The 26760-nt window shown below is 38.4% G+C and carries 25 protein-coding genes; 18 read left to right on the forward strand and 7 right to left on the reverse strand.

All coding sequences use genetic code 11. The features are described from left to right. The first annotated feature begins 91 nt into the window (after positions 1-91). Positions 92-607: a DUF5067 domain-containing protein gene (locus tag H3T55_RS10020; RefSeq protein ID WP_225534354.1), complete on the forward strand. Its 516-nt coding sequence runs from the start codon at positions 92-94 to the stop codon at positions 605-607. 435 nt (positions 608-1042) lie between these two features. Here the strand turns inward: H3T55_RS10020 and H3T55_RS10025 are convergent, their stop codons facing one another. Next, positions 1043-2080, reverse strand: a complete 1038-nt coding sequence (locus H3T55_RS10025; protein WP_225534355.1) for an AI-2E family transporter — start codon at positions 2078-2080, stop codon at positions 1043-1045. 194 nt (positions 2081-2274) lie between these two features. On the opposite strand from H3T55_RS10025, the gene H3T55_RS10030 reads away from it, so the two are divergent. The 3 genes from H3T55_RS10030 (at position 2275) to H3T55_RS10040 (ending at position 4456) form a co-directional block, all read left to right on the forward strand. Then, the gene (locus H3T55_RS10030) at positions 2275-2724 is read left to right on the forward strand and encodes a MepB family protein (protein ID WP_225534356.1); all 450 of its coding nucleotides are present in this window, start codon (positions 2275-2277) and stop codon (positions 2722-2724) included. A 95-nt stretch (positions 2725-2819) separates the two neighbouring features. Next, positions 2820-4118 carry a Y-family DNA polymerase gene (locus H3T55_RS10035; protein WP_225534357.1) on the forward strand — a complete coding sequence of 433 codons (1299 nt, stop codon included), beginning with the start codon at positions 2820-2822 and terminating at the stop codon, positions 4116-4118. Continuing rightward, on the forward strand, positions 4115-4456 hold the full coding sequence (locus tag H3T55_RS10040; RefSeq protein ID WP_225534358.1) for a hypothetical protein: 342 nt from the start codon (positions 4115-4117) through the stop codon (positions 4454-4456). The genes H3T55_RS10035 and H3T55_RS10040 overlap by 4 nt, the downstream gene beginning before the upstream one ends. An 86-nt stretch (positions 4457-4542) precedes the next feature. On the opposite strand, the gene H3T55_RS10045 is transcribed toward H3T55_RS10040, so the two are convergent. Both H3T55_RS10045 and H3T55_RS10050 read right to left on the reverse strand, forming a co-directional pair. Further along, positions 4543-5760, reverse strand: coding sequence for a YdcF family protein (locus H3T55_RS10045; RefSeq protein ID WP_225534359.1), 1218 nt, complete (start codon positions 5758-5760; stop codon positions 4543-4545). A gap of 127 nt (positions 5761-5887) precedes the next feature. Further along, positions 5888-7735, reverse strand: coding sequence for a sensor histidine kinase (locus H3T55_RS10050; RefSeq protein WP_225534360.1), 1848 nt, complete (start codon positions 7733-7735; stop codon positions 5888-5890). A gap of 109 nt (positions 7736-7844) precedes the next feature. Between H3T55_RS10050 and H3T55_RS10055 the strand changes: the two genes are divergently transcribed. Next, positions 7845-8582, forward strand: coding sequence for a response regulator transcription factor (locus H3T55_RS10055; protein ID WP_225534361.1), 738 nt, complete (start codon positions 7845-7847; stop codon positions 8580-8582). 96 nt (positions 8583-8678) lie between these two features. On the opposite strand, the gene citG is transcribed toward H3T55_RS10055, so the two are convergent. The 3 genes from citG to H3T55_RS10070 form a co-directional block, all read right to left on the reverse strand. Further along, on the reverse strand, positions 8679-9566 hold the full coding sequence (gene citG, locus H3T55_RS10060) for a triphosphoribosyl-dephospho-CoA synthase CitG (RefSeq protein WP_225534362.1): 888 nt from the start codon (positions 9564-9566) through the stop codon (positions 8679-8681). After that, a complete protein-coding gene (locus H3T55_RS10065; RefSeq protein WP_087641342.1) occupies positions 9550-10254 on the reverse strand; it encodes a GntR family transcriptional regulator in 705 nt (234 codons plus the stop codon). Before H3T55_RS10065 ends, citG begins: the two co-directional genes overlap by 17 nt. 109 nt (positions 10255-10363) lie before the next feature. Next, a complete protein-coding gene (locus H3T55_RS10070) occupies positions 10364-11707 on the reverse strand; it encodes a CitMHS family transporter (RefSeq protein ID WP_087641343.1) in 1344 nt (447 codons plus the stop codon). Between the two features lie 394 nt (positions 11708-12101). Between H3T55_RS10070 and H3T55_RS10075 the strand changes: the two genes are divergently transcribed. The 13 genes from H3T55_RS10075 to icd all read left to right on the forward strand — a co-directional run bounded on the left by H3T55_RS10075 (position 12102) and on the right by icd (position 26177). Further along, entirely contained in the window at positions 12102-12422 is a 321-nt protein-coding gene (locus tag H3T55_RS10075; protein WP_225534363.1) for a hypothetical protein, read from the forward strand. 162 nt (positions 12423-12584) lie between these two features. After that, a complete protein-coding gene (locus H3T55_RS10080; protein WP_087641345.1) occupies positions 12585-12989 on the forward strand; it encodes an acetyl-CoA carboxylase biotin carboxyl carrier protein subunit in 405 nt (134 codons plus the stop codon). A gap of 43 nt (positions 12990-13032) precedes the next feature. Continuing rightward, entirely contained in the window at positions 13033-14148 is a 1116-nt protein-coding gene (locus tag H3T55_RS10085) for a sodium ion-translocating decarboxylase subunit beta (protein WP_087641346.1), read from the forward strand. A 33-nt stretch (positions 14149-14181) separates the two neighbouring features. Beyond that, positions 14182-14307, forward strand: coding sequence for an OadG-related small transporter subunit (locus tag H3T55_RS16635; protein ID WP_087641347.1), 126 nt, complete (start codon positions 14182-14184; stop codon positions 14305-14307). 13 nt (positions 14308-14320) lie between these two features. Further along, positions 14321-15316: a [citrate (pro-3S)-lyase] ligase gene (citC, locus tag H3T55_RS10090; RefSeq protein ID WP_225534364.1), complete on the forward strand. Its 996-nt coding sequence runs from the start codon at positions 14321-14323 to the stop codon at positions 15314-15316. Between the two features lie 13 nt (positions 15317-15329). Then, positions 15330-15638 carry a citrate lyase acyl carrier protein gene (gene citD / locus H3T55_RS10095; RefSeq protein WP_087641349.1) on the forward strand — a complete coding sequence of 103 codons (309 nt, stop codon included), beginning with the start codon at positions 15330-15332 and terminating at the stop codon, positions 15636-15638. After that, the gene (gene citE, locus H3T55_RS10100) at positions 15626-16513 is read left to right on the forward strand and encodes a citrate (pro-3S)-lyase subunit beta (protein ID WP_087641350.1); all 888 of its coding nucleotides are present in this window, start codon (positions 15626-15628) and stop codon (positions 16511-16513) included. Before citD ends, citE begins: the two co-directional genes overlap by 13 nt. A gap of 1 nt (position 16514) precedes the next feature. Further along, positions 16515-18044: a citrate lyase subunit alpha gene (gene citF / locus H3T55_RS10105; protein ID WP_225534365.1), complete on the forward strand. Its 1530-nt coding sequence runs from the start codon at positions 16515-16517 to the stop codon at positions 18042-18044. Further along, complete coding sequence (citX, locus tag H3T55_RS10110; RefSeq protein ID WP_225534366.1) at positions 18037-18579, forward strand: citrate lyase holo-[acyl-carrier protein] synthase; 543 nt, start codon at positions 18037-18039, stop codon at positions 18577-18579. Before citF ends, citX begins: the two co-directional genes overlap by 8 nt. Further along, positions 18576-19967 (forward strand): oxaloacetate decarboxylase subunit alpha, encoded by a 1392-nt coding sequence (locus H3T55_RS10115; protein ID WP_087641353.1) that lies wholly within the window; start codon positions 18576-18578, stop codon positions 19965-19967. The genes citX and H3T55_RS10115 overlap by 4 nt, the downstream gene beginning before the upstream one ends. Before the next feature lie 611 nt (positions 19968-20578). Further along, the gene (gene acnA / locus H3T55_RS10120; RefSeq protein WP_412523575.1) at positions 20579-23290 is read left to right on the forward strand and encodes an aconitate hydratase AcnA; all 2712 of its coding nucleotides are present in this window, start codon (positions 20579-20581) and stop codon (positions 23288-23290) included. A 467-nt stretch (positions 23291-23757) separates the two neighbouring features. Beyond that, complete coding sequence (locus H3T55_RS10125) at positions 23758-24903, forward strand: citrate synthase (RefSeq protein WP_225534368.1); 1146 nt, start codon at positions 23758-23760, stop codon at positions 24901-24903. Then, entirely contained in the window at positions 24900-26177 is a 1278-nt protein-coding gene (gene icd / locus H3T55_RS10130) for an NADP-dependent isocitrate dehydrogenase (protein ID WP_225534369.1), read from the forward strand. The genes H3T55_RS10125 and icd overlap by 4 nt, the downstream gene beginning before the upstream one ends. A gap of 46 nt (positions 26178-26223) precedes the next feature. On the opposite strand, the gene H3T55_RS10135 is transcribed toward icd, so the two are convergent. Next, positions 26224-26424 (reverse strand): cold-shock protein, encoded by a 201-nt coding sequence (locus H3T55_RS10135; RefSeq protein WP_010760878.1) that lies wholly within the window; start codon positions 26422-26424, stop codon positions 26224-26226. Positions 26425-26760: the final 336 nt, after the last annotated feature.

Raw genomic sequence — 26760 nt, forward strand, 5'->3', positions numbered from 1 at the left:
TTAACTATGCTCGATGCATAAGATTTTCTTTTGGTTATTCCGTATGATACAAGATGTATCAACGGACTAAATAACAAAGGAGACAAAAAGCATGAGCATGAAGAAAATCGTTTTGATAGGTATTGGTGTATTAGTTGTGGGTGGAGTGTTAGTCAATATGGGCTCTGATGAAAAAAAAGAGACGCCTGCAAAAAAAGAAGAAACGACAAGTACGGTTGTCAAAAACAAAGAGTCAGAAGCTCCTGCAGTGACGGATGCTGGTGATTTAGGTGATTATCACGTAGCAATCAAGGAATTTACTTTTGCTAAAGATTACAGTGGCGCAGATGTTGGTGTCGTGGAGTATGAATTTACGAATAATAGCGATACAAATGCAATGTTTTTAACCTCGATCACGACGAAAGCTTTCCAAAATGGCGCGGCATTGCAATTGGCAATCATGGCTGAAGAGGGATATGTAGATTCCATGACAGAAATTCAGCCGGGAGCAACATTGAATTTAAAAGTACCTTATAAGTTAAGTGATTTAAGTGCGCCTGTTTCTGTAGAGGCAACGAAATTATTCAGTAATAAAGAAAAGTTGTCTAAAGAGTTTATTTTACAATAAAAAGGGTGGTTCAGCTAGCGTTCTTGAAAAGGAACAGTCTAGTTTTCGCTTCAGAGGAAGCAAAGGGATCGATTTTCCTTATATATGGCAGTGTATTGGGATATTGGACAGGTAGCTGAAACAAGCTAGTTATTTAGTCCGAAATCAATTAGTCTTTGCTTCCTGACTGATTTTCCAAGTACAAAAACCTGCTAAAGCCACAAAAGAGGTTGAGACAGAAGTGTCTAATCCCGAGAAATAAGAAAGAATTCACGAAAATTATTTTCCAAATTTTTGTGAATTCTTTCTTATTTCCGACCTTCAAAGCTTAGGGCTTTAGCCCTTAGCATTTGATGAGATCGGAGTGCAACGTAGTGGGATTGCTTCTGATCTCACCGTTTATCCGGATTCCAGGTGTCTAGGATTTGACTCACAGAGTTTTGTCCCAGACCCTTTTTATATAGAATCGTCTAGTTGTTCGTTCGCTGAATGGATCGATTTGACCTTTAAGATATCTAAAAAGAAAGTAAAAATCGGAATACCAACAATCAGTCCCCAAACACCAAAAAGCCGTTCACTGATCAATAAGATGACAAATGTATAAAAAATCGGCAAATCAGTTTTACTGGACATGAATTTTGGATTTAAGACATAAGATTCAAATAGATGGACGATAAGAATGACTGCTAAAATATAAATCACATCATTGATCCCGCCTTGAGAATAGGCGATAAAGCTCAAGGGAATACAAGAAACGATCACACCTGCTACAGGAATCAGACTTAAAATAAAGATCATGATCGCCAAACTAGGAAGCTGAGAAAATCCGATCAGTGCCAAACAAATCGTCGTAATGACAGTATTGACGACGGCAATAAAGAATTGAGCTTCCATTACCACACCAAAGGTATTGACGAACTTATCTGCAAAATAGTAAATGTCCTGAAAGAACCAATCAAAATCACTTTTAAGAAATAATTTAGAAAAATCAGCCATCTGTTTTTTTTCGATCATGAAAAAGAAACTCAAGATAAAAGAAAGAACGACGGACAGTCCAAGTGAACCAATATCCTGAACATAACGTAAGAGCATACTAGCACCATTTTGGATCTGTGCAGTAAGGTTTGACTTTTCCAGATAATCATCGATGATCATAAGCAACTGATTATCATTATTATCAGGATTTTGATAAAAATGAACAACAGAATTGTACATTTGAACCGTTTGTTTCGCTAAGATTGGCACATAGTTGGTTATTATCAGATAAACGAAAAAAACAATCAAAGAATAGATGATCAAAACCAGAATAAGCGATGGTATTTTAAGAAAATGCTGTATACATTTCACTAGGTGAAGCGCTAAAAAAGTAAAAATAAATGTCAACAAAATCATTGTGATCATACTTCTAGCTAAAAATAAAATAAAAATAACGACTGCTAAAACAAAAAAACGTCTTAAACGGATATTTTGAACAAATTTTTCATAAAAAGACACACACTTCACTCCTTAAGCAACTACTTTGTAAGATAACTATAAAGCTTTTTTTCTTTTTAAGATAGCAATTTTATCGATAATTTGAAAAAAATAATAAGGTTAGTAAATTTAAAGAATCGTTCCCCTTTACAAAAAGAACGTACGTTCGTATAATTGGTTTGGTAGTACAATTTAAATAGGAGAAAGATGCCGTCATGCAGTCAATGGATATTTTAAAAAGAGAATTTGCCCATTTTGAACGATGTGATCACGAAGAACAGAATGAGGAATATGAAGGAGCAGTATTTACTATTAGTGAGCCAAATATCAGGATCAGAAGTAGATTAGGAAAAAAGACACCTAAGAAATCTGGGTATTTTGTTGCCTTTTGGGAAAAGGATGAAACACAAAAAAACAGACCTTTTCAAGCTAAAAATAGCCCAGAAAAATTAGTGATCGTCATACGCGATTCTAATAAAAAAGGACTATTTATCATCCCTAAAGATGCGGCAGTTGAAAAGCAAATTTTATCAACGAAAGATCAGGTTGGAAAGATGGCTATGCGGTTTTATCCGCCTTGGTGTTCAGGATTAAATCGAGCAGCTCAGAGTACACAAAAATGGCAATTGAATTATTTTAAAGACTATTCTGACACTGACTTATAGAAAAAAGGTAAAGGAAAGACAAAATTGCAGCCGATTATTTACTAAAAGGAATCTGTCAACTAAAGAGGATGAGCTGAAACAAGGAGTGGATCATAATGTTTTTTGAGTATGAAAAAGAACCTCGAAGAACGATTTTTTGTATAGATGTCAAGTCATTTTATGCTTCTGTGGAATGTGTTGCGCGTGGGTATGATCCTCTTGAAAAAATGCTCGTAGTGATGAGTCATGCTGAAAATTCTGGGGGCTTAGTACTAGCTTCTTCTCCAAAAGCGAAAGAGGTCTTAGGAATTACAAACGTAACGAGAAAATACGATGTTCCCAATCATCCTGCGCTTGAAATTGTTCCTCCTAGAATGAATGAATACATCAAGGAAAATATGAAAATCAATGAGATTTATTCTGAATATGTAGCAGATGAAGATTTGCATATCTACTCGATCGACGAATCTTTTTTAGATGTAACTGCTAGTTGGAAATTATTTGGCCAATCGCCGGTCGAATTAGCAAGAGCCATTCAAAAACGAGTCAAAAAAGAAACCGGGCTTTACATCACGATTGGAATTGGAGATAATCCGTTGTTGGCCAAATTGGCCATGGATATCGAAGCGAAACATACTAATGAGCGGTTAGCTGAATGGCATTATGAAGATGTTCGTAAGAAAGTTTGGACGATCGAGCCAATGACAGAAATGTGGGGAATAGGTCATCGGCTGGAAAAACGCTTGAATAATTTGGGTATTCGTTCAGTCTATGAGCTTGCTCACACAGATATCAATAAGCTAAAAAGGCATTTGGGGATCATTGGTGAACAGCTTTACGCGCATGCGCATGGAATCGACCGCAGCCGCCTCTCTGAAAAATACATACCAGAAGAACGATCATTTAATAATTCTCAAATTTTGATGCGGGATTACTTGAAACAGGAAGAAATCGAGGTGGTGATTCGTGAAATGGCCGATCAAGTTGCAGCGAGGCTTAGAAAAGCACATTGCCAAACTGAATGTGTCCATCTATCTGTCGGTGCCTCTAGAGGAACCAGGCAGCCTCATACTGGATTCTCTAGACAAATGAAAGTACCATTGACCAATAGTAGTAAGCTTTTGACTGAATACTGTTTGATGCTTTTCAGACAGCATTGGAGAGGCGAGGAAATACGACATATTGGAATCACTTATTCCAAACTAAACTACAATACTTATGTTCAACTGGATTTATTTCACGAACCAACAGAGCAGTTAAAAGAGTTGGAGCTGGATCATGTGATCGATGATATCCGTCAACGCTTTGGCTATGTTTCTTTAGTTCATGCAAGTTCAATGACAAAAGGTGGTACAGCAATTTCTAGAGCGTCATTGGTTGGCGGTCACGCTGGAGGATTGGAGGGATTAGAATGAGCAAGGAAAGAGATTATTATTTTGAACAATACCAAGATCGAAAAATGAAGAAGTGGGCAGGCTTTTATTTATCTGAGCACACAGCAATTATTGCTAAAGAACAAAACAAACGACCACCCGAACAAAAAGTACAAATGAGCTGGATCGAAATTGATGCTATATTAGCTAAAGCTTTTCAAGAGCAGCTTCTTGTAGCTATTCAAAAAGAAGAATTAGACAGTGAAGGAAACTATGGTGAAGACATTAAAGGGTTGATAAAAGGACATGATGAACTGGGCATCTACATTTCTGATCAAAAAGTTGGATACGATGAAATCAGACATGTAGAGATCAGTTGAAAACGCGAGCGAATAAACACAAGAAAAAAGCAGCTCCTTCGGATTCTCGGAGCTGCTTTTTTCTTTAGCCTTGTTTTAGTCTAGTTTTAAGAAACAGGGCCTACATAAAAATAATCAAATAGAGTCAATGCGATCATCGCCAATACAATCAATCCGCAAATAATCATATGCCGACGTTTTCTCATGACAACGATTGCGATAAATTCTCGTAAAAAGGCATTAGGTAAAAAATAGAAGGCTGTTTTAGCACCGACACCATTCGCCTTTAGGTTAGCCATTTTAGCAAACATACCTGCACGGAATAAATGAAAATTATTCGTTGTAAAAATCGCTTGATAGGCGGCCGAACCGACAGACTGCTCGATGATTTCTTTAGAAAATTTCATATTTTCCAAAGTATTTTTAGAATTTGCTTCAACGAGAATGTCTTGTTCTGGTATTCCTTTTTCTAAAGCATAAGCCTTCATGGCAGCTCCTTCAGCCAAATGCTCATCATCTCCTTTTCCACCAGACATGATGATTTTAGGTGCCCGTTGTGTTGCTGCCTTTTGAGCTTGGTAAAATTGAATCGCTTTATTGATCCGATTTCCTAAAAGAGGAGGCACTGTTTTCCCATCGATCAAGCCAGAACCAAGTACGATGATAAAATCTTGATTATACCTAGGTTGATTAAATTGATAGATGACCGAAATCGTTAAAAAGTTGTAAAAAACAACTGAAAAATAGAGCAATATAGCTGGTAAAATACCAAATAAGGTGACTGCCCATTGCGGTAAAATACTTGTAGAGAAGTAACTAAAGATCAAGAAAACAGTCAGGCCGATAGCTAGTAGTAAAGTCAGCAGATTTGCCAGCGACCGACCCTCTTTTTTCATGACTATGATCGCATTCCAATATAAAAAGACAAGCAATGCGTACAGCCCGATCAACAATAGTAAAAATAGAAAGACCCAGGTAACTACCGCCATGACAACTAGTAGTGGATTAATTGTTCGGAGAACTAAGAACCCTAAGTAGCTCATCCCAACGACTAAAAATAAATTGAACAACAATCCATTGACCAAACGTCGCTTTTCTTTGAAGTAACTAAATAGAAAGATCGTAAGAAAGAGCGATGGAATCAAAAAATAAAAAGAATGTAGTTGGGCCTCTAAAAAGATGACGTAACAAATGAAACAAATTGAAAACCAAAGGACTTCAAAAAACTTCCAGTCTTTGTCTACTTTGTTTTTGCGCCATTTTGGAATAATGAATACGCCAATCAAATAAATCAGGCCAAGTATGATCGTAAAATAAGTCCCCATAATAAAAACTCCTTTAATAACTGATATCTTCTTTAGTATAACGAAAATCAGGTAAAAACAATACTAAAAAACGTTGAATCAGCTGCATAAAGAAACTGATCCAACGTTTTAGCGATAAAAATAGTTTTTATTGTGGTGGACGGACAGGAAGAATGATCAAAAAAGTTGTTCCTTGATTTGTTTCTGACTGAACATCCAAGTACCATTCATATTTGGCGATGATAGAAGCTACTGCGAATAAACCAAGACCTGTTCCTTCATCAGCAGATTTTGTCGTGAAGAACGGTTCGAAGATTTTTTCTCTAATGTCAGAAGGAATTCCTGGACCATTATCAGTAATTTCCAGAGTGACGAAATGTTCTTCTGATTGAATTCGTATATTGTCTTTCTTGATTTCTTCTGCAACTTTTTTAGGCGTTGGAGCAACAGTGACCTGGATTTTAGGGATCGTTGACTGCTCTTTGGTCGCTTGGTATGCATTTGTGATCAAGTTATAGATCAGATTTTGGACATCGATTTCTTCAAATTTAGCTGTACCAAGATTTTCTTGGATCGAGATCGATAATTGAACATTTTTAGGGATGATCTCTTTGATCAAATGTGTCGCAACACCGATCGCAGCAGAAACATCCAGCCACTCTTGTACGCTTTGTTGTGTTTTAGAAAAGCGCAGGACATTGGCCGACAATTGTTGGCCTTTTTGTGCAGAATGGAGAATATCTTCTAAATCTTCTTCTAGTACCGGATCATCTGAATATTCTTCTAAAAGTAGTTGCGTATTTCCAATGATCGGTGTCAAGAAATTATTCATGTCATGAACAATAGAAGTCGTCAGTAAACCGACTGTTTCCATCTTATTCCGCTGATAAAGCTCTAATTCTAATTGATGCTGTAATTTTTGCTGCTGCTGCTTTTCGATCAGCTGTTTGTTTTCTTCTTCGATGCGTTCTTTTTTTCTAAAATTATGAATAAATAGAGAAAAGATACCCACAAGTAAAAGCAGGACGACTAAAAGCAAGGAGAGCATGATGACAAAATTGATGATATCATCGTTTCGTTCATTATAATCAGCATTGATTGCGACGACCCAATGAGCTAAGCCGACATCGATCCACTCAAATGCGCTGATTTTCAAAACTTCTTTAGGAACGTCTTCATCCCACCAATAAGATTTATAGGTCAATTTTCCAGAAGAATGACTTAGTTGGTATTTTTCTAATTTTTTTAAGTCAGAGTAGTCAAGATCAGGATAAATTTTTTCACGGTCTGTGACGATATCCAAACCAACCTGCTCGGCAACAGGATGCATAACGACTGTCATCGACTGATCTTTGATCATCGGATAACCTTTGTAATCTAGTTCAAAATCTTGTAGAAAATTCTGATAGAATGTTTGTAAATGCAGCGGTAAAATCAGATAACCGTCGATTTTGTCATCTGCCGTTTTAATTTCCTGATAAAAATTAAGATACGCTTTTTTATCAATAAAATAAGAAGCACTATTTTGCGCTGTTGGCTTATCTAACAACTGTCTCAGAGATAAATCATGATTGATATAAGGTTGAATAGTTTGAGTATCTGCGATCGTTACAGTCTTTTTTTCTGAGTCCCAATGAAAGGCGTAAATCGGTGTTCCGTTAGGATCAATGTAAAAAAGAGCATCGGCTTCTCCGTTCAATGAATCAAAAAACGTCGTGAGGGTGGATTGGCTGCTTTTTAAATAGGCGGCAGGATCATCACTATTTTTTAAATTTCCGTCAATAGCCAAATAGTTCAATGCTTGATGACGGTTTTTCATAGAGAGCTGGATCACTTTGCCGACATACTCAGTTGATTGTAAAAGAAAATCTTGGCCGCTGGCAGTCGTTGTTTTACGAATGACTGAGAAGCCGCGGATCGCAAAGAATACGGAGACGATGATAAAAAGCGTCATTGCTATGATCATAAGGTTCACGATCTTATTTGTACGTTTCATTTGGATAACTCCTTTCATAGTATGTTCATATCATAACAAGTTCAAGTTGAAATTTGAAGACAATTCGGCTATTGTATAGGTATGTAAAATGAACAATGGGGTGTATATCGTGCGAAACGAAAAAATCTTAGTGGTCGATGATGATTCGGCAATTCGCCGTTTGATCTGGAAATCACTACAGTCGACGGGATTACTGGTTTATCAAAGTGATACGATCGAAAAAACTATCGAGATCATGAAGCGGGTCGATTTCCAGTTGTTTCTTTTAGATGTTAGTTTGGAGCACGAAAATGATGGTTATCATTTAGCTCAATTGATTCGAGAGCATCAACCGTTGACACCGATCATTTTTGTCAGCGGGAAGAAAAGCGAACAAGATATTATCAGCGGCTTAGAATCTGGAGGCGATGTCTACCTTTCAAAGCCGTTTGCACCAAATGTGTTGAGAGCTCAAGTTATTAGCACATTGAATCGAACGGAGCAATTACTGACGCTAAGAGAACATAGTGAAGAAGCAACGTTGACGGAAGGTATTTTTTCCTTCAATAAACATCAATATCAGTTTAGTAAAAATGGTGAAGTAGTCAATATGACCTCTAAGGAGATCATGATGATTTTGTTCTTTATGGAAAATCCCCAGCAAGTGTTCAGTAAGGAGCAGATCTATGCTAATGTATGGAATGATGGTGAAATCGATAAGAACTTGATCACGGTGTATATTAACTATTTACGCAATAAAATTGAAGATGATCCTAAAAAGCCGAAGTATCTCCAAACTGTGTGGGGTATCGGTTATCTATTCAATCCAGAAGGAAAAGAGGCTGAGACAAAAGCTTTTGACTCTTGAGAATAAAGCAGCATTCACAAAAGTGATTCGTTCATTTTTGTGAATGCTGCTTTATTTTTTTAGTGTCTGCTTTTTTTCTTAGCCTCTAATTAACGCTTAAACAAGTCCTTCCATCTGACCAAAAAAGTAGCTTAATGCAAGTAAATCAGCAGAGCCTCCCGGACTCAGATGATCACGGATCAATGCTTGATCAAAGACGACCAGCTTACGCTCCAATTCACCAATAGAAGAGTCTTCTGAAAGAGATCGTGCCTGTTGTGCGGCCATTTTTTTGACCTGCTGCCAGGCATCGATCCCTCCGCGGTTGATCAAGTTAGAATCCTCGACACTTGCCATTAAAGACAAGAGTAAAAGCAGAAATGTTTTTCTATCATTTAGCGACTGCCTTTGTCTCAAGAAGGGCAAAGCAGTTTCCTGAAGTGAAGGATAGCCAGCAGCCGCTTCGCCTCTTATACCGGTAAAACCATGATCGAGGTATAATTTTTCACCATTCGTCAGTTCCTTTTTCTTTGTTAGGTTTGAAAAATCTTGAGCAACAAGTTTATTTGTCATTTGTTTCGTATAGTCAAAAATAGCTTTGGTATCAGCTTCGGAAAAAGGGAGCGACAGTTGTTCCTTTTGAAGCAGCTTTCCAATACTGGCTAAAATCAATGCGAAAGAAAAATTAGCTCCTTTATGAGTATTGACTCCTTCGGTTTTTTTGAGCATCTCTTTTTCGGCCAACTGACCGGTGGAACGAACCTTTTGAAACAAAGCTTCAGGTGTTCCATGATGTGTTAGACCTAGTTCAAGATAATCAGTGAAAAAGGGTGCCAGAGCTCGGCTGCTGTCAAGAAAAGTTCCGTAATCCATATCCTTATGAGCCCCAGAACTGATAGGATCAACTAGGCCAGGCTTAGGATATAAAGCAGCTTCAAAAAGCAAAGACTGTAAAGCGAAATTACTAATTTTTTTGAGGAGTTCCTGATTAGTTATCTGAGTCATTTAAATGTTTTTCCATTTCTTTGATGATAAAGGACTGTGAATAGGTTAGGTGCTCCGTGATCAGCAATTCCAACTGCTCTTTTTCTTGATTCAGCATACAATAGTAAATCAGCCAATGTTCTTTCAAAGCTTTATCCCGACGTTCTTTTGAGCGAATAGAGATGTCGCGGAAATAGATCAAATATTCTCTAAGTTTCATTACGATCGATTTGAGTCGGCGCATTTGGCTTTTTTCATAGATCAATTCATTGAAGTCTGAAAATTTTTGCAGCACTTGATCGATTTCATTTGCTTCATTCAACCGTTCAGTTTCCTCTAACAATTCTCTCAGCTCTTCAAAGTCCGCTTCATTCATTTCGTTCATCGCAGTCAAGGTAGCTAATACATCTAATGATTTTCTGATGGCATAAATTTCATGTGCATCATTGATAGATATTCCTTTAACGATGATACCAACACCGGGAACATGATCGACTAAATCTTCTTCAACCAGTTTTTGCAGAGCATAGCGGATCGGTGTGCGGCTGATATTCATGACTTCTGAAAATTCTTTTTCGTTGATCCGCTGTCCAGCTTGAATTTCTCCTAAAATGATTGTTTTGCGAAATGCTTTGTAAACCAACTCTTTTAGCGGCTCATTAAGACTTAAATCTAGATTTTTTCCGACAGCCTCTGATATTGTACTCATTTTCCAGTACTCCTTTTGCTGATATAGTAGGAAAAATATACACTTCTTTTCCTTTAGATTCCTTAAAAAGTGCTAAGAAATCTAAGAAAGTTTTGTGCATGCAGTGTCCTTACTGAGGAATGTATAACGGCATATGTCCAGTTAGAACAATTGTTACAACAAAGATAATGAAAATTCCCAATGCCCATTTCGCTGCTTCTTTTTGCCATTGTCCCATATCTAAACCAGTTAAACGAAGCAACAAGTAAATGAAGGCAACCAATGGACTCAATAAGTGGAACGCTTGTCCCATCAATGATGCTAATGCCATTTGCATATCTGTAAATCCGTACGCACGTCCAGCTTCTGCTAACACAGGCAGTACGCCGAAGTAAAAACCATCATTTGAAATAAAGAATGTACCTGGTGCTGAAATCAAAGCGATCACTAAGCCCCAGAAGCCAGCTAATTGATCCGGAATAATTTTTGTGAAACTTTGAGCTAAAGCATCTGCCATACCAGTTCCTTGGAACAAGCCCATGAAGACGCCAGCTGCAAAGACTAATATAACTACTTGAACAGCATCTCCGCCGTTAGCACCGATCCGTGATGACTGATCTTTTAAAACAGGATAGTTGACCATCAAAGCAATAACCGTACCGGTCAAGAATAAGAATAACGGTGGTAAACCAAGTCCAACAAATGAATCTGTTACTAATAAAGCAATCAAGCCAATTGTCATAATAGCATTGAATAGCCAATTTTTTGGACGACGAATCGCTAATGTTTCTTCATCTGTTACAGTTGTCATTTCATCGATTTCAGCATCTGTTAGCTGTTTGACACCTAAGCGGGCACGTTCTTTTCGACCCATTGAAGGAGCAACGATGAAGATGACATATAAAAGAGCAATGATCATACCAGGAATCAGATAAGCTAAAATTTCTGCTCCAACATTTAAAACACTCATTGCACGAGCAGTAGGTCCGCCCCATGGTAGTAAATTCATGATCGTATTTTGTAAAATAACCAAAACACCCAAATTCATCAATTTCATGTCCAGTTTTTTATAAATAGGAATAAAAGCTGAACAGCAAATCAATGTAGTCGTTGTTCCGTCTCCGTTAAGAGAAACAGCAGCAGCAACAACCGCGGTTGCGATCAATACTTTCATTGGATCACCTTTGGCAATGTGGATCATCTTTTTGGTGATCGGATCAAATAGACCGGCATCCAGCATGATTGAAAAATAAAGAATCGCGAACAAGAGCATAATACCTGTAGTAGAAGTTGTCTTGATTCCTTCCATTACAAAGTCTCCGATGGATCCCTTGTTTGAAACACCAGTGAAGATGGCGATCAGTGCAAAGATCAGTGGAATCAAAACTAGTGCTGTAAACGGTGACATTTTCTTTTTCATGATCACAAACATAAAGACGATGATCATGACGTAAGACAAAACAGTAAGTAACATTTTTTCTCTCTCCTTTGATAATAAAATTGTTGTCTGAAACAATCAGAGAATTAGAATAGCAATTGAAATAAGATAACAATATAACTGATTATGAAAACCCTTTCTTGTTTCGTTTAACAAGCTTAGTGTAAAGCAAGTCTGTTGAGATAAATAGTTGGCAAGGAGAAAAAGAACACCAAAAAAACAGGAATGATAACGGTTTCTTAAAGAGATGTTAATAAGATGTTAATAAAATATTAAATGCTTGGAAACGCTTATATATCAATGTTTCCTGTAAGTTTGTACGGAAATGTCTACTAAGAAACAACAAAAGAACAATTTGAAAACACTGATATTGTTTTTTTGTCGAAGATTTTACCTATAATGAAATCATAAGCAGAAAGGATGTGAATCCATGGGGTTATTTAGCCGTCTTTTTACTAAAGAAAGTGAGGAAATAAAAACAGAGCATAATCAGATTCAACCGATTGAAGAAGATTCTGAATGGAAAAAAATAGCGGGGTATATTCCTGTTGAACGTGAAGAATATGAACGCATTTCAGTCATCGCTACTGCTATTGCAGCTGGTGATCAGCCAGATAGTAGTTTTACGATCAAACGCATCATGAAAAGAAATCCGGAGGCAGAACTTGTTTCAGTGATTGCTTCTAGTATTGCCTCAGCAGACCAACCAGAGAGTCAATTTGTTGTTCGATCGATTCAAGAGAAAAAATAGTTGTGCTGATGTGGATGTTTGAAAAATAGGTTTATATTCAAGGCTGAACGAGCCTGTTCCACTTTTGCTGGGAATCACAGCGAAAGAAATTGAGCTGATGATGAACAGTACAAGACTTTCGTTAGAAAGTGTTGATCATTTATTTAATTAGGAGGAGTTTACATGTTACGTAAGTTTAAAATTTCTATTGATGGAAAAGAGTATTTAGTTGAAATGGAAGAAATTGGTGGAGTGCCACAAGCGCCAGTTGCTGCACCAACAGCTCCGGCTGCTGCGCCTGTAGCAGAAGCAACACCAACACCTGCACCCGCACCTGCTGAGCAAACTGCACCAACAACAAGTTCACCAGCTGGCAGTGATGCAATGCCATCACCTATGCCGGGAACGATCTTAAAAATTTTGGTGAATGTTGGAGATACTGTACAGGAAAATCAACCGCTGATGATTCTTGAAGCAATGAAAATGGAAAACGAAATCGTTGCTGGAAAAGCTGGTACAGTCACAGGTATCCACGTTCAACAAGGCGATATGGTCAACCCAGGAGAGCCATTGATTACAATCAAATAAATAGAGAAAAAAGAGTTTAATTTTAAAAGAGGAAGTGACGTTTGTGGAAACATTAATTGAAGGTGTAGTAGGGATGGGACAGGAACCTGGTCGTATTGTCATGATGCTGATCGGAGGCATCTTGATGTACTTAGGGATCAAAAAAGAGTACGAACCTACCTTGCTAGTACCAATGGGATTAGGAACGATGTTAGTTAACTTTCCCAACACAGGGGTATTAAGTGCTGGTGGCGAAGCTGGTCCATTTCAAGTGTTGTTTGATATGGGGATTTCAACGGAATTATTTCCATTGTTACTATTTATCGGAATAGGCGCTATGATCGATTTCGGACCATTATTACAAAATCCATTTTTATTATTGTTCGGTGCAGCCGCTCAATTTGGGATTTTCTTTACAATCATTGCTGCAGTACTATTAGGGTTTGATTTAAATGATGCCGCTTCTATTGGAATCATCGGAGCAGCAGATGGGCCAACATCTATCTTTGTTGCGAATACATTGAATTCAAAATATATGGGCGCGATCATGGTAGCTGCTTATTCATATATGGCCTTGGTTCCAATCATTCAACCTGTAGCGATTAAAGCTGTTACAACGAAAAAGGAACGTAAAATTCGTATGACTTACCGTGCTGGTGAAGTATCGCAGACAGCGAAAATTTTATTCCCAATCGTGATTACGATCGTCGCTGGTTTAGTAGCACCAGTTTCTCTACCACTAGTTGGGTTCTTGATGTTCGGTAATTTACTACGTGAATGTGGCGTTTTAGATCGTTTATCTGTTACAGCGCAAAATGAGCTGGTAAATATCATCAGTATTGTATTGGGACTGGCGATTTCAGTGAAAATGCAGTACGAGGAATTCTTACAAGTTGATACCTTGATGGTTATTGGTCTTGGCTTAGTGGCCTTTGTGATGGATTCAGTTGGCGGTGTTTTATTTGCAAAATTATTGAATCTGTTTAGAAAAGAAAAAATCAATCCAATGATCGGTGCCGCTGGTATTTCAGCATTTCCAATGTCAAGTCGTGTGATTCAAAAAATGGCAACAGATGAAGATCCTCAGAACTTTATTTTAATGCATGCAGCAGGTGCAAATGTATCTGGGCAAATTGCGTCTGTTATCGCTGGCGGCTTATTATTAGCATTGCTTGCGTAGTGGTTTATAGAAAAAAGGGAGAGGAGTTTGTTTATGTCAGCTGATTTACTAAAATCATTAGAGCTACTGATTTTTGGTTGGGGCGGCGTGTTTGTTGTCATTTTTGTGATTTACTTTGCGTCTTCGATGTTGAATAAATTATTTCCGCCAAAAAAGTAGGAAGTGATGAATAATGACTATCAGAAGAATTTGGCTTGATCGAGATCCATTAGGCAAACAGCAGTGGTCAGATTTTTTGATAACTGCCGGACTATTTCCTGATGAGCAGTTGGATTATACGATTGGTATCTACGATCAGGAAAAACTGATTGGAACAGGATCGATTTTTAGGAATATTTTAAAATGTGTGGCGATTGACGCTTCTTATCAAAATGAAAACCTGCTTACTCAGATTGTTCAGGCGTTACGAGAGCGACTGCGGGATATCGGCTATCAACATTATTTTTTATATACAAAGCCAAAAACGAGTCAATTGTTTCATTCTTTAGGATTTACTGAAATCGCGGCAACGTCAGATCTAGTTTTTATGGAGCAAGGCTTTCCAGATTTTAATGACTATTTGACGGAGCTCAAAAAGCAGCAACGAAAGACAAAGAATAATGCAGCAATCGTAATGAATGCCAATCCATTTACAAATGGTCATTTATATTTAGTTACAGAAGCTGCTAAAAGTGTAGAAACGGTTTATCTGTTTGTTTTGTCTGAGGAACGTTCGCTGTTTGATGCAAAAACACGTTTTGAACTTGTAAAAAAAGGAACGAAGCATTTAGAAAATGTTGTTGTTTTACCGACGCGAGAGTACATGGTATCCAGTGCGACCTTTCCATCTTATTTTTTGAAGGATCAGGCAAAAGCTAGTATTGCACAAGTACAGGCTGTTTTGGATGCCACGCTATTTAAAGAAAAAATTGCTTCTGCTCTGTCGATTTCTACTAGATTTGTTGGAGAAGAGCCATTTTCTGAAGTAACAGAAATTTATAATCAGGCGATGAAAAAGACCTTCGGATCTGCACTAAAGCTAGTTATTTTACCAAGAAAAAAAAGTGGTGAAGAAGTGATCAGTGCCTCTAGAGTTCGTGCTTTAATGGATGAGAAAAATTATGCAGCGATCAAGGCACTTGTTCCGCCTACAACTTTTGAAGCAATAACCAAACAAAATAATAAGTAATGAGGTGTACACTTTGGAAATCAAACAAAACGCATCTGCTGGAACAACTGAATCAAGCGATATCATGATTACAATTGGAAAAAATAGTGGAAACGGAATTCTAATTGAACTGGACAGCAGTGTCGAAAAACAATTTGGCCGTCAAATTCGTGAAAAAATACAGGAAACCTTGACTAATTTATCCGTCACTGACGCAAAGGTTCAAGCAATTGATAAAGGTGCATTGGACTGTACGATTCAAGCAAGAACAGTCGCAGCCGTATACCGAGCTGCTAATGAAGAAACGATTGATTGGCAGGTGATTCACTCATGGAACGCTTAAGAAGAACAATGATGTTTGTACCTGGGGCGAACGCATCGATGTTGCGGGATGCAACATTATACGGCGCAGACTCTGTGATGTTTGATTTGGAAGATGCTGTTTCGTTAAAAGAAAAAGACAGTGCACGCCTGCTTGTCTACAATGCTTTACGAACATTTGATTATTCAATGGTGGAAACAGTGGTTCGAATCAATGGATTAGATACAGTTGGGCATCAGGATATCGAGGCGATGGTTTTAGCTGGCGTAGATGTCATTCGTTTACCTAAAACAGAAACGGCTCAAGATATCGTAGATGTAGATAACGTTATCACTGAAATGGAAAAGAAATATACGATCGAAGTGGGTACGACGAAAATGATGGCAGCGATCGAATCAGCGGAAGGTGTGCTGAATGCGCGTGAAATAGCTAAGGCTAGCGAACGGCTGATCGGTATCGCATTAGGTGCAGAAGATTATGTGACGAATATGAAAACACACCGCTATCCTAATGGACAAGAGCTCTTTTTTGCCCGCAGCTTTATTTTACATTCGGCTAGAGCTGCAGGAATCGCTGCAATCGATACGGTTTACTCAGATGTCGATAATACAGAAGGCTTCTTAGCTGAGGTTGAGCAGATCAAACAACTAGGCTTTGATGGAAAATCAGTGATCAATCCTCGTCAAATTCCTTTAGTAAATAGTGTTTATGAGCCAACTGCTAAAGAGATTCAACAAGCAAAAGAAGTGATCTGGGGAATCCGCGAAGCCGAAGCAAAAGGTTCTGGCGTTATCTCAGTCAACGGAAAAATGGTCGACAAACCGATCGTTGAACGAGCAGAACGTGTCATTGCTTTAGCGATCGCAGCAAAATTGATTTCTGAGGAGGAAGTCTAGAATGAAAAATAATGTAGGCAAAGAAATTCCAGATAATTATGCTGAAAATTATGGCGTGTTTTCCGGTGAGTTCACGAATATCCATGAATATAAAGAATCAAGCCGAACGATCCAGCCGGTTAGACCACGTGATACAAAATTATTGGGGAGCTTAAGAGAAGCGATTGAAAAAACAGGACTAAAAGACGGAATGACGATCTCATTCCATCACCATTTCCGCGAAGGTGATTTTGTCATGAATATGGTTTTAGAGGAAATCGCAGCAATGGGAATCAAGAACTTATCGATCGCCCCAAGCTCTATCGCCAATGTTCATGAACCATTGATCGAGCATATTAAAAATGGAGTCGTTACAAATATCACCTCAAGCGGTCTACGTGATAAAGTCGGAGCAGCGATTTCAGAAGGTATTATGGAAAATCCAGTTGTTATTCGCTCTCATGGTGGCAGAGCCCGCGCAATTGCTACAGGAGACATTCACATCGATGTTGCTTTTTTAGGAGCACCAAGCTCGGATGCTTATGGCAATGTCAATGGAACAAAAGGAAAAGCAACTTGTGGTTCTTTAGGCTACGCAATGATCGATGCGAAGTATGCTGATCAAGTAGTGATTATTACAGATAGCTTGATGCCATATCCGAATACACCGATCAGTATTCCGCAAACAGATGTCGATTTTGTTGTTGAAGTTGATGCGATCGGTGATCCAGCTGGGATCGCTAAAGGAGCTACTCGTTTTACTAAGAATCCTAAAGAACTTTTGATTGCAGAGTATGCAGCTAAAGTGATCACTCACTCACCTTATTATAAAAATGGTTTTTCATTCCAAACAGGAACAGGTGGAGCGGCTTTGGCCGTATCTAGATTTTTAAAAGAAGCGATGATCAAAGATGGGATCACTGCAAGCTTTGCTTTAGGCGGTATCACGAATGCGATGGTCGAGTTGTTAGAAGACGGATTAGTAGAAAAAATCATTGATGTCCAAGATTTCGATCATCCATCAGCAGTCTCATTGGGTGCTAATGACAATCATTATGAGATCGATGCGAACATGTACGCATCACCATTAAGTAAAGGATCTGTGATCAATCAACTTGATACAGCGATTCTTTCAGCGCTTGAAATCGATACGAATTTTAATGTCAATGTCATCACCGGCTCTGACGGTGTGATTCGCGGGGCATCTGGCGGACACTCAGATACAAGTGCTGCTTGTAAAATGAGCTTAGTCATTGCTCCGTTGATCCGCGGCAGAATCCCAACAATTGTTGAGGAAGTCAACACGGTTGTTACACCAGGCAGCAGTATTGATGTTGTTGTAACAGAGATCGGTATTGCTATCAATCCGGAACGGGAAGATTTAATGAAGCATTTTGAAGGACTTGATGTGCCTAAATTTACAATAAAAGAACTGCAGGAAAAAGCATACAGTATCGTTGATCGTCCAGAAGCTATTCAATATGGAGAAAAAGTCGTTGCTTTGATTGAATACCGTGACGGTTCGATCATCGATGTGGTCAGAAATGTGTAGAGCCTATTTTCAAGGTGAAGAAGTTGAACTGATCGATATGATGAATGCAAGGGAAAAACGTGTATCGATTCAGCGTGAACTTTTAGGGAAGCATCCGCATGAAACATTGTTGAGCGCAACCATGAATATTCCTGGTCCTGTAAAAACGAATGAGCAACTCAAAGCCACTTTTTTAACTGTCATTGAAGCAATCGATCGGCTGATTCCTCCTGAAAAAAGAGTTGCACGTAAATACCGTGACGTAAAAACAGGACCTGAATATTATTTAGTCATTAGAGAGACACCTGAAGTAATAAAAAAACAACTGATCGATTTGGAAGAGAGCCATCCTTATGGTCGCTTGCTGGACTTAGATGTTCTTTATCCAAAAGAGCAACAACTACTTTCTATTAGTCGGACAGAGTTGGGGTATCCCGTGCGTCGTTGTTTTATCTGTGAGGATGAAGCAAAGATTTGCGGGCGCCAACGACGTCATAGTATAGAAGAAATGCAGCAAGCAATTAGTCAACTCATTGAGAAAGGAAAGATGAAATGACAAAAGAAGTACTTTTTACAGAAACCGTTCTGCGTGACGGACAACAAAGTCAAATCGCTACACGTATGCCAACAAGTGATATGTTGCCAATTATCCAAACTTTGGATGAGGCTGGTTTTCATGCACTAGAGATGTGGGGCGGCGCGACTTTTGATGCGTGTATCCGCTTCTTGAACGAAGATCCGTGGGAACGATTACGAGCAATTAGAAAGGCCGTAAAACATACCAAATTACAAATGTTGTTAAGAGGACAAAATTTATTAGGTTATAAAAACTATGCAGATGATGTCGTTGAAGCTTTCGTACAAAAATCGATCGAGAACGGTATTGATATCATTCGCGTTTTTGACGCGTTGAATGATACTAGAAATCTGCAAACATCGATTGAAGCCACAAAGAAATACGGTGGTCATTGTCAACCTGCAATTTCTTATACGACAAGTGAGTTTCATACAATCGATTATTTTGTGAATTTAACGACGGAACTTGAAAAAATGGGTGCGGACTCAATTTGCATCAAAGACATGGCAGGAATCCTAACACCAAATGATGCGTACCGTTTAGTGACGGAAATCAAAAGCAACATTCAAGTGCCTTTAGAAGTCCATACACACGCGACAAGCGGGATCGCTGAAATGACGTACTTGAAAGCAGTTGAAGCGGGTGCAGACATTATCGATACAGCAATTTCCTCTTTCTCAGGAGGGACTAGCCAACCTGCAACAGAATCTATGGCTTTGGCTTTAGAAAATCTAGGCTATGATACACACTTAAATATGAATAAAGTTGCAGAAATCGCAGATTACTTTAATCCGATTCGTGATAGCTTTAGAGAAGAAGGTCTTTTAAATCCGAAGGTCAAAGATACGGAACCTAAAACATTACTTTATAAAGTACCTGGTGGTATGTTGTCTAATTTGTTGAGCCAGTTAACGGAGCAAGGACTTGTTGATAAATATGAGGAAGTATTGAAAGAAGTACCGAAAGTCCGAGCTGATCTTGGATATCCGCCACTGGTAACGCCATTGTCACAAATGGTGGGAACGCAAGCGGTGATGAATGTTATTAGTGGGGAACGCTATAAAATAGTACCAAAAGAAATCAAAGACTATGTCAAAGGATTATATGGGAAACCACCTGTAGCTATCTCTGAAGAAATGACTAAATTGATCATTGGAGACGAGGAAGTTATTACTGTTCGTCCTGCGGATTTACTAACACCTGAGATGTCGACGTATGAAGCAGAAATCAAGGAGTATGCAAAATCAACAGAAGATGTCTTGATGTATGCTTTATTCCCGCAACAAGGAAAAGACTTTTTAGGTAGAAGAGAAGATCGTTTTTATGATATTCCGATTCAAGAAGTCACTGTGACATTGGATATTTAAAAAATCCAGCAAGACTCAGAAGTGCTTGGTTTTGATATATGGAACGGATACTTGTATTTAGAAGTTGAAACAGAAGCAACTCCTGGTTATTTCTCGGAGTTGCTTCTGTTTCTGCCGTTTATTAAGCTTTAGAGTGCGAAACAAAACTGATCATTAGTTTTGTCATGCACTCTTATTTTTACTGCAAAAATAAAAAAAATTCATCTTACATGAAATTGATAAAAATACATAAGACTTACTGAAATACATTCCAAATGATGTAAACTAAACCAAACAAATGTCTGAGATACATAAAATGTATATAAGGTTAAAATTAAATGTGAAAAACATGTAAAATAGCTAATTTTTAAAAGGGGTAATAAAAGGAGATCATCTATTTTTAGCGGTTTTACACATCTTTTTATATTACGTAAATCTGACATGATAAAGTTAATTAACCTAACTTTTCTCATTTGTTTAAGGGTTTACATTCCGTTATAATGCCGTTATAATAGCTAAAATTAGATAATGCATAAATACTTCTAATCAAAGATTAATAAAAAGTGTGAGTTTTTACTTTGTTTAAAAGTAGAGGTATTGTGCAACGCTCAAATTTAGGAGGGATGGTTTTGATTTCTAAACAACGATCGGCAGAAACATTTTTTTACTATGACAACCAAAAATATCATTACTATGAGTTAGCGTCACTTGAAACAGAACAAAATCTTTTTGTTTCAAAGTTACCTTTTAGTATTCGGGTATTATTAGAATCTTTACTGCGGCAGAAAAATGGGACAGGCATCACTCAGCAACATATCGATCAATTGGCAAATTGGTCTGCAAAAGAAAAAAATGTAGGAGAGGTTCCTTTTAAACCTGCACGTGTGATTCTTCAAGATTTCACTGGCGTTCCAGCAGTTGTCGATCTTGCTTCATTAAGAAAAACAATTGCAGATTTTGGCGGTGATCCGACTACGATCAATCCAGAAGTACCTGTTGATCTAGTGATCGATCATTCTGTCCAGGTAGATGTGGCAGGTGTAAAACAAGCTTTGCAGCTTAATATGAGCATGGAATTTCAACGCAATCAGGAGCGTTATCGCTTTTTGAGCTGGGCGCAAAAAGTTTTTGATAACTACCGTGTCGTACCACCAGCAACAGGGATCGTTCATCAAGTCAATGTGGAGTATCTTGCTTCTGTCGTGATTCAAAAGAAAATGGAGGATCGATCCACTCTTTTATATCCTGATACACTTGTTGGGACAGATTCACATACGACGATGGTCAATGCTTTAGGTGTTTTAGGCTGGGGAGTTGGCGGTATCGAAGCCGAAGCGAGTATGTTAGGCGAACCTTCTTATTTTCCGATTCCAGAGGTTATCGGCGTACGGTTTGTCAATGAGCTTTCTCAAGGAGCGACTGCGACAGATTTAGCTTTAAAAGTAACACAGGTGTTACGTGAACAAAAAGTCGTTGGTAAATTTGTAGAATTCTTTGGTCCCGGATTGGTAAATTTGAGTTTAGCAGACCGAGCAACTGTTGCGAATATGGCACCTGAATATGGTGCTACTTGTGGCTTTTTTCCTGTAGATGACGAGACGATTCGTTATTTACGTTTGACAGGAAGAGAAGAGCATGCCGTAAAAGTCGCAGAACATTATTTAAAAGAAAATCAGCTATTTTACGAGCCATCAACTGATCAAGAGCCCAGTTACACTAAAGTGATCGAAATCGACTTAAGTAAGATAGTAGCAAATTTAGCTGGTCCAAAACGACCACAAGATCTGATTCCCTTAACAGAAATGAAAAACAGTTTTGAAGAAGCAATCAATGCACCAAGTGGACTTCAAGGATTTGGTCTGTCCAAGGAGCAGCAAGAACAATCTATTCCTTTAGATCTAGAAGGAGAACACCACGAATTAAAACCAGGTGCGCTGGCGATTGCAGCGATTACTTCCTGTACGAATACATCTAACCCTTTTGTGATGTTAAGCGCTGGTTTGGTTGCTAAAAAGGCTGCTGAACTGGGATTGACAGTGCCTAATTATGTAAAAACGTCATTGGCGCCAGGGTCTAAAGTTGTGACTGCTTACCTTGAAAAAGCTGGGCTGCTCCCTTATTTAGAGACATTAGGATTTCATCTTGTCGGCTATGGCTGTACTACCTGTATAGGGAATTCAGGAGCATTAAAACCAGAAGTGGAAGAAGTAATCAAAGAAAATGACTTATTGACTGCTGGAGTATTAAGCGGGAATCGTAACTTTGAAGGACGGATCCATCCTTTAGTCAAAGCAAACTATCTTGCATCACCACCGCTTGTTGTACTATATGCATTAGCAGGAACTGTAGCTATTGATGTGTTTAATGAACCAATAGGGATCGATAAAAATGGCATACCAATCTATTTCAATGATTTATGGCCTTCTAGAGAAGAAGTTCAGCATTTGATCGATCAGTGTGTCACTCCTGAATTATATAAACAAGAATATGCAGGAGTATTCAATGACAATGAAGAATGGAATAAAATTCAAACGACTGCAGAGCCCTTGTATGCTTGGGATCAAGCGTCAACATATATAGCGAATCCTCCTTATTTTGAAGGAATGTCTCAGGAAAGAACCGTACGAGAACCATTAAAGAATCTAGCAGTTTTAGCTAAATTTGGAGACTCGGTGACAACTGATCACATTTCACCAGCTGGAAGTATTCAAAAAAATAGCCCGGCAGGACAGTATTTGACTGAACAAGGTGTTGACATCCGCGCATTTAATTCTTATGGCGCAAGAAGAGGTCATCACGAAGTAATGATGCGGGGAACGTTAGCCAATATTCGAATTCGTAATCAGTTAGTACCAGAGATAGAAGGCGGATACACCATATTCCATCCCACAAGAGAGACAATGCCGATTTATGATGCAGCGATGAAATATCAGCAGGAAGGAACCAAGCTCGTGATCTTAGCTGGAGATGATTACGGAATGGGCTCTTCTAGAGACTGGGCAGCAAAAGGTGTGCAGTTATTGGGTGTAGAGGCTGTGATCGCCAAAAGCTATGAGCGAATCCATCGTTCGAATTTAGTGATGATGGGTGTGTTGCCGCTACAATTTTTAAAAGGTCAAGATGCGGAGAGTTTAGGTTTAACAGGAACTGAACAATTCGATATCGAGATCGATGAAACCAAAGGGATTTTAGATACAGTAAAGGTCACAGCGAAAAAAAATTCGGGTGAAACGATTGAATTTGAGACGTTATTGCGTTTCGATTCTGCAGTTGATATCACGTACTATCAGCATGGTGGTATATTACCGATGGTCATTCGTAAAAAGTTGGAACAAATGGCTTGAAAAATATATAGCTAGTTCTGTGGTAAAAGAATGAATTTGATTTGATGATGAACAGTACAAGATTTTTGTAAGAAAGTGTTGATCATTTATTGTATCCAGCTGCATAGGCTAGCTCTTCGGAAAAAAGATAAAAATAGAGTGAGACAAAAAGCGTCTCAATCGATTTTTCCTATTTTTCTGTCAGAGCTTGACGAGCCTATTCCGCTTTTATCGTTATCCAGCTGCACAAATCAATCCTTAGGAAAATAGACAAATTGTCAGTGAGGCAAAAAACGCCTCAAAGTCAATTTCCTAATTTTCTACAGGATTAGACGATTTGTTTCGCTTTTACTGTTATCCAGCTACATAAATCAATCCTTAGGAAAATAGATAAATTGTCAGTGAGACGAAAAGCGCCTCAAAGTCAATTTCCTAATTTTCTACAGGATTAAGCGATTTATTCCGCTTTAAAATAAGGAGGGATTTGGATGGAGATCCATAGAGGTTTAGATGGTGTCGTGGTTTCTGAAACAAAGATTAGTTCGATCGTCGAAAATCAGTTGTTGTTTGCTGGTTTTAATATCGATGATCTGGTTGCTGAAAATGTTCAGTTTGAAGAAGTGATTTATCTTTTATGGTATCTTAAGATGCCAAATGCTCAAGAACTGTTCAAGTTTAAACAGGATTTAGCTGCTGCCATGCCGATCTCAGACACAATAGTGACATGTTTGAAAATCCAGACACGGCAAAATCTTCATCCGATGAGTGTTCTTAGATCGACTATTTCACTTTTAGGGGTGTTTGACCCAAATGCAGAAGAAACAGATGAATCTTCATCTTATCAACAAAGTATCGCTTTGCAGGCTAAAATGCCAACGATCATTGCGGCGTATGCCCGGTTAAGAAAAGGCTTGGATCCAATCGCGCCTAGAAGTGACTTATCGATCGCAGCGAATTTTCTTTATATGCTCACTGGCGAAGAAGCGAATGCTGTACAGGTAACCGCAATGAATCAAGCATTGGTGTTGCATGCAGATCATGATTTGAATGCTAGCACTTTTACCGCGCGAGTCTGTGCATCGACATTATCCGACGTATACTCCTGTATTACGGCTGCGATCGGTTCTTTAAAAGGACCGCTTCATGGCGGAGCAAATGAACGAGTATTTGATATGTTGATGGAAATTGATTCTGGTAGTTTGAGTGTTAAAGAGTATTTGAATCAAAAATTAGATCGTAAAGAAAAAGTGATGGGCTTTGGGCACCGTGTCTACAAAACAGAAGATCCAAGAAAAAAACATTTAAAAAAACTCGCAAAAGAACTAACGGCATTGACGCAAAAAGAACAGTGGTACTTTTTATCTTGTCAGGTTGAGCGCTATTTAAAAGAAACAAAGGGGTTGATCCCTAATGTCGATTTTTACTCAGCAACCGTTTATCATTGTTTAGATATTGAAAGTGATCTGTTCACATTGATTTTTGCGATGAGCCGAGTATCTGGTTGGTTAGGTCATATTTACGAGCAAAAGCAAGAGGATTGTTTAATCCGTCCGCGCTCTCACTATGTAGGACCAAAGCATTTGACTTATCGGGCATTTGATGAAGAATTACGTTCAGGAGGAATTGAAGCATGACCAAAGGAGAAAAACTTGTTTTCAGTAACGGCCAACTTGTCGTTTCAGATTATCCAATCATTCCATTTATAGAAGGGGACGGCATTGGACCTGAAATCTGGCAGGCGGCTAAAACTGTCTTTGACGCCGCAGTAGAAAAGGCATATCAAGGGAAAAGGAAAGTTGTTTGGCAAGAGGTATTGGCTGGAGAAAAAGCGTTTGATCAGACGGGAGATTGGCTGCCGGAAGAAACGTTAGAGACGATCAAAACACATTTAGTTGCGATCAAAGGTCCACTTACAACACCGATTGGCGGTGGTTTTCGTTCTTTGAATGTCACACTAAGACAAGAATTGGATCTGTATATATGCTACAGGCCTGTACGTTACTTTACTGGTGTGCCTTCTCCGCTAAAGCATCCAGAACTTACAGATATGATGATTTTTAGAGAAAATACGGAGGATATTTATGCAGGAATTGAATTTCCTGCTGAAAGTTCAGATGCGGAAAAATTGATTAGCTATTTAAGAACAGAATTTGGAGTCGAAAAGATTCGTTTCCCTAAAACATCAGCGATTGGAATCAAACCTGTTTCTAAAGAAGGAACAGAACGTTTGGTTCGGGGAGCCATTGAGCACGCGTTGAAACATCAACGCAAATCAGTAACACTTGTGCATAAAGGCAACATCATGAAATTTACTGAGGGTGGATTTAAAAAATGGGGTTATACGTTAGCTGAAGAGGAGTTCGGCAATCAAGTTTTTACTTGGCAGACATATGAAAAAGTCAAAAAAGAACTGGGAAAGACAGAAGCTGACCATCAATTGTTAGAAGCTGAAAAGGCAGGGAAATTGATTATTAAAGATCGGATCGCAGATATTTTCTTACAAGATATTTTATTGCATCCAGATAAATATGACGTGATCGCTACCTTGAATTTAAACGGAGATTACATCTCAGATGCTTTGGCTGCTCAGGTTGGCGGAATTGGGATCGCACCTGGTGCAAACTTAAACTTGCAGACGGGTCATGGCATTTTCGAAGCAACCCATGGGACAGCACCTGAATTTGCTGGTTTGAATCAGTTAAATCCTTCTTCGTTACTATTATCAGGTGCGTTGATGTTTGAATATCTTGGCTGGGATGAGGTCAGTCGATTGATCACTGAAAGCATTGAACAGGCACTAGTGAACAAAACTGTAACAAAAGATTTCGCTGATCAAATGGATCAAGCAACGCTGTTGAGCTGCTCCGCATTTGGCGAAGAATTGGTTCGGATCATTCAGACAACATAAAAAAAGCTGACGAGTAATCGTCAGCTTTTGAGTTTACTAAGGTTAATTATGCTTTGTTAACGTTAGTAGCTTGAGGTCCACGTTGGCCTTCTTCAACGTCGAAAGTCACTGCTTGACCTTCTTCTAAAGTTTTGAATCCGTCGCCTTGGATAGCTGAGAAATGTACGAATACATCGTTACCGTTTTCTGCAGTGATAAATCCAAAACCTTTGTCTGAGTTAAACCATTTTACTGTACCTGTTTCCATAATAAAAAATCCTCCTATGTGTGTATACACGTATTTTGCAATTACTTGAAAGGTGAAAATGTGGAAGATGTTTATTTGAAACAGCTACACATATATTACCGACCAAAAACTACACTCTTATCATAGCATATTTCCTTGTTCTTGACTAGTGATATCTCTTTTAAATTGTAAAAATTTGTTAAGAAATAAAGATTAATTGTCAAAAAAAACTTAGTTCTGTTATAGTATAGAGGTATTAAGCGTTAAATATGAAAGTAATGATAGAGTTATATCGCAGAAATCTATTCCGAAGGCGCAGTCTTGGAACTGCATAGATTTGAAAGTAGGAAGGGTTCA

The sequence above is a fragment of the Enterococcus sp. S22(2020) genome, from assembly GCF_020295385.1.
GTDB classification, from domain to species: domain Bacteria; phylum Bacillota; class Bacilli; order Lactobacillales; family Enterococcaceae; genus Enterococcus_L; species Enterococcus_L dunnyi.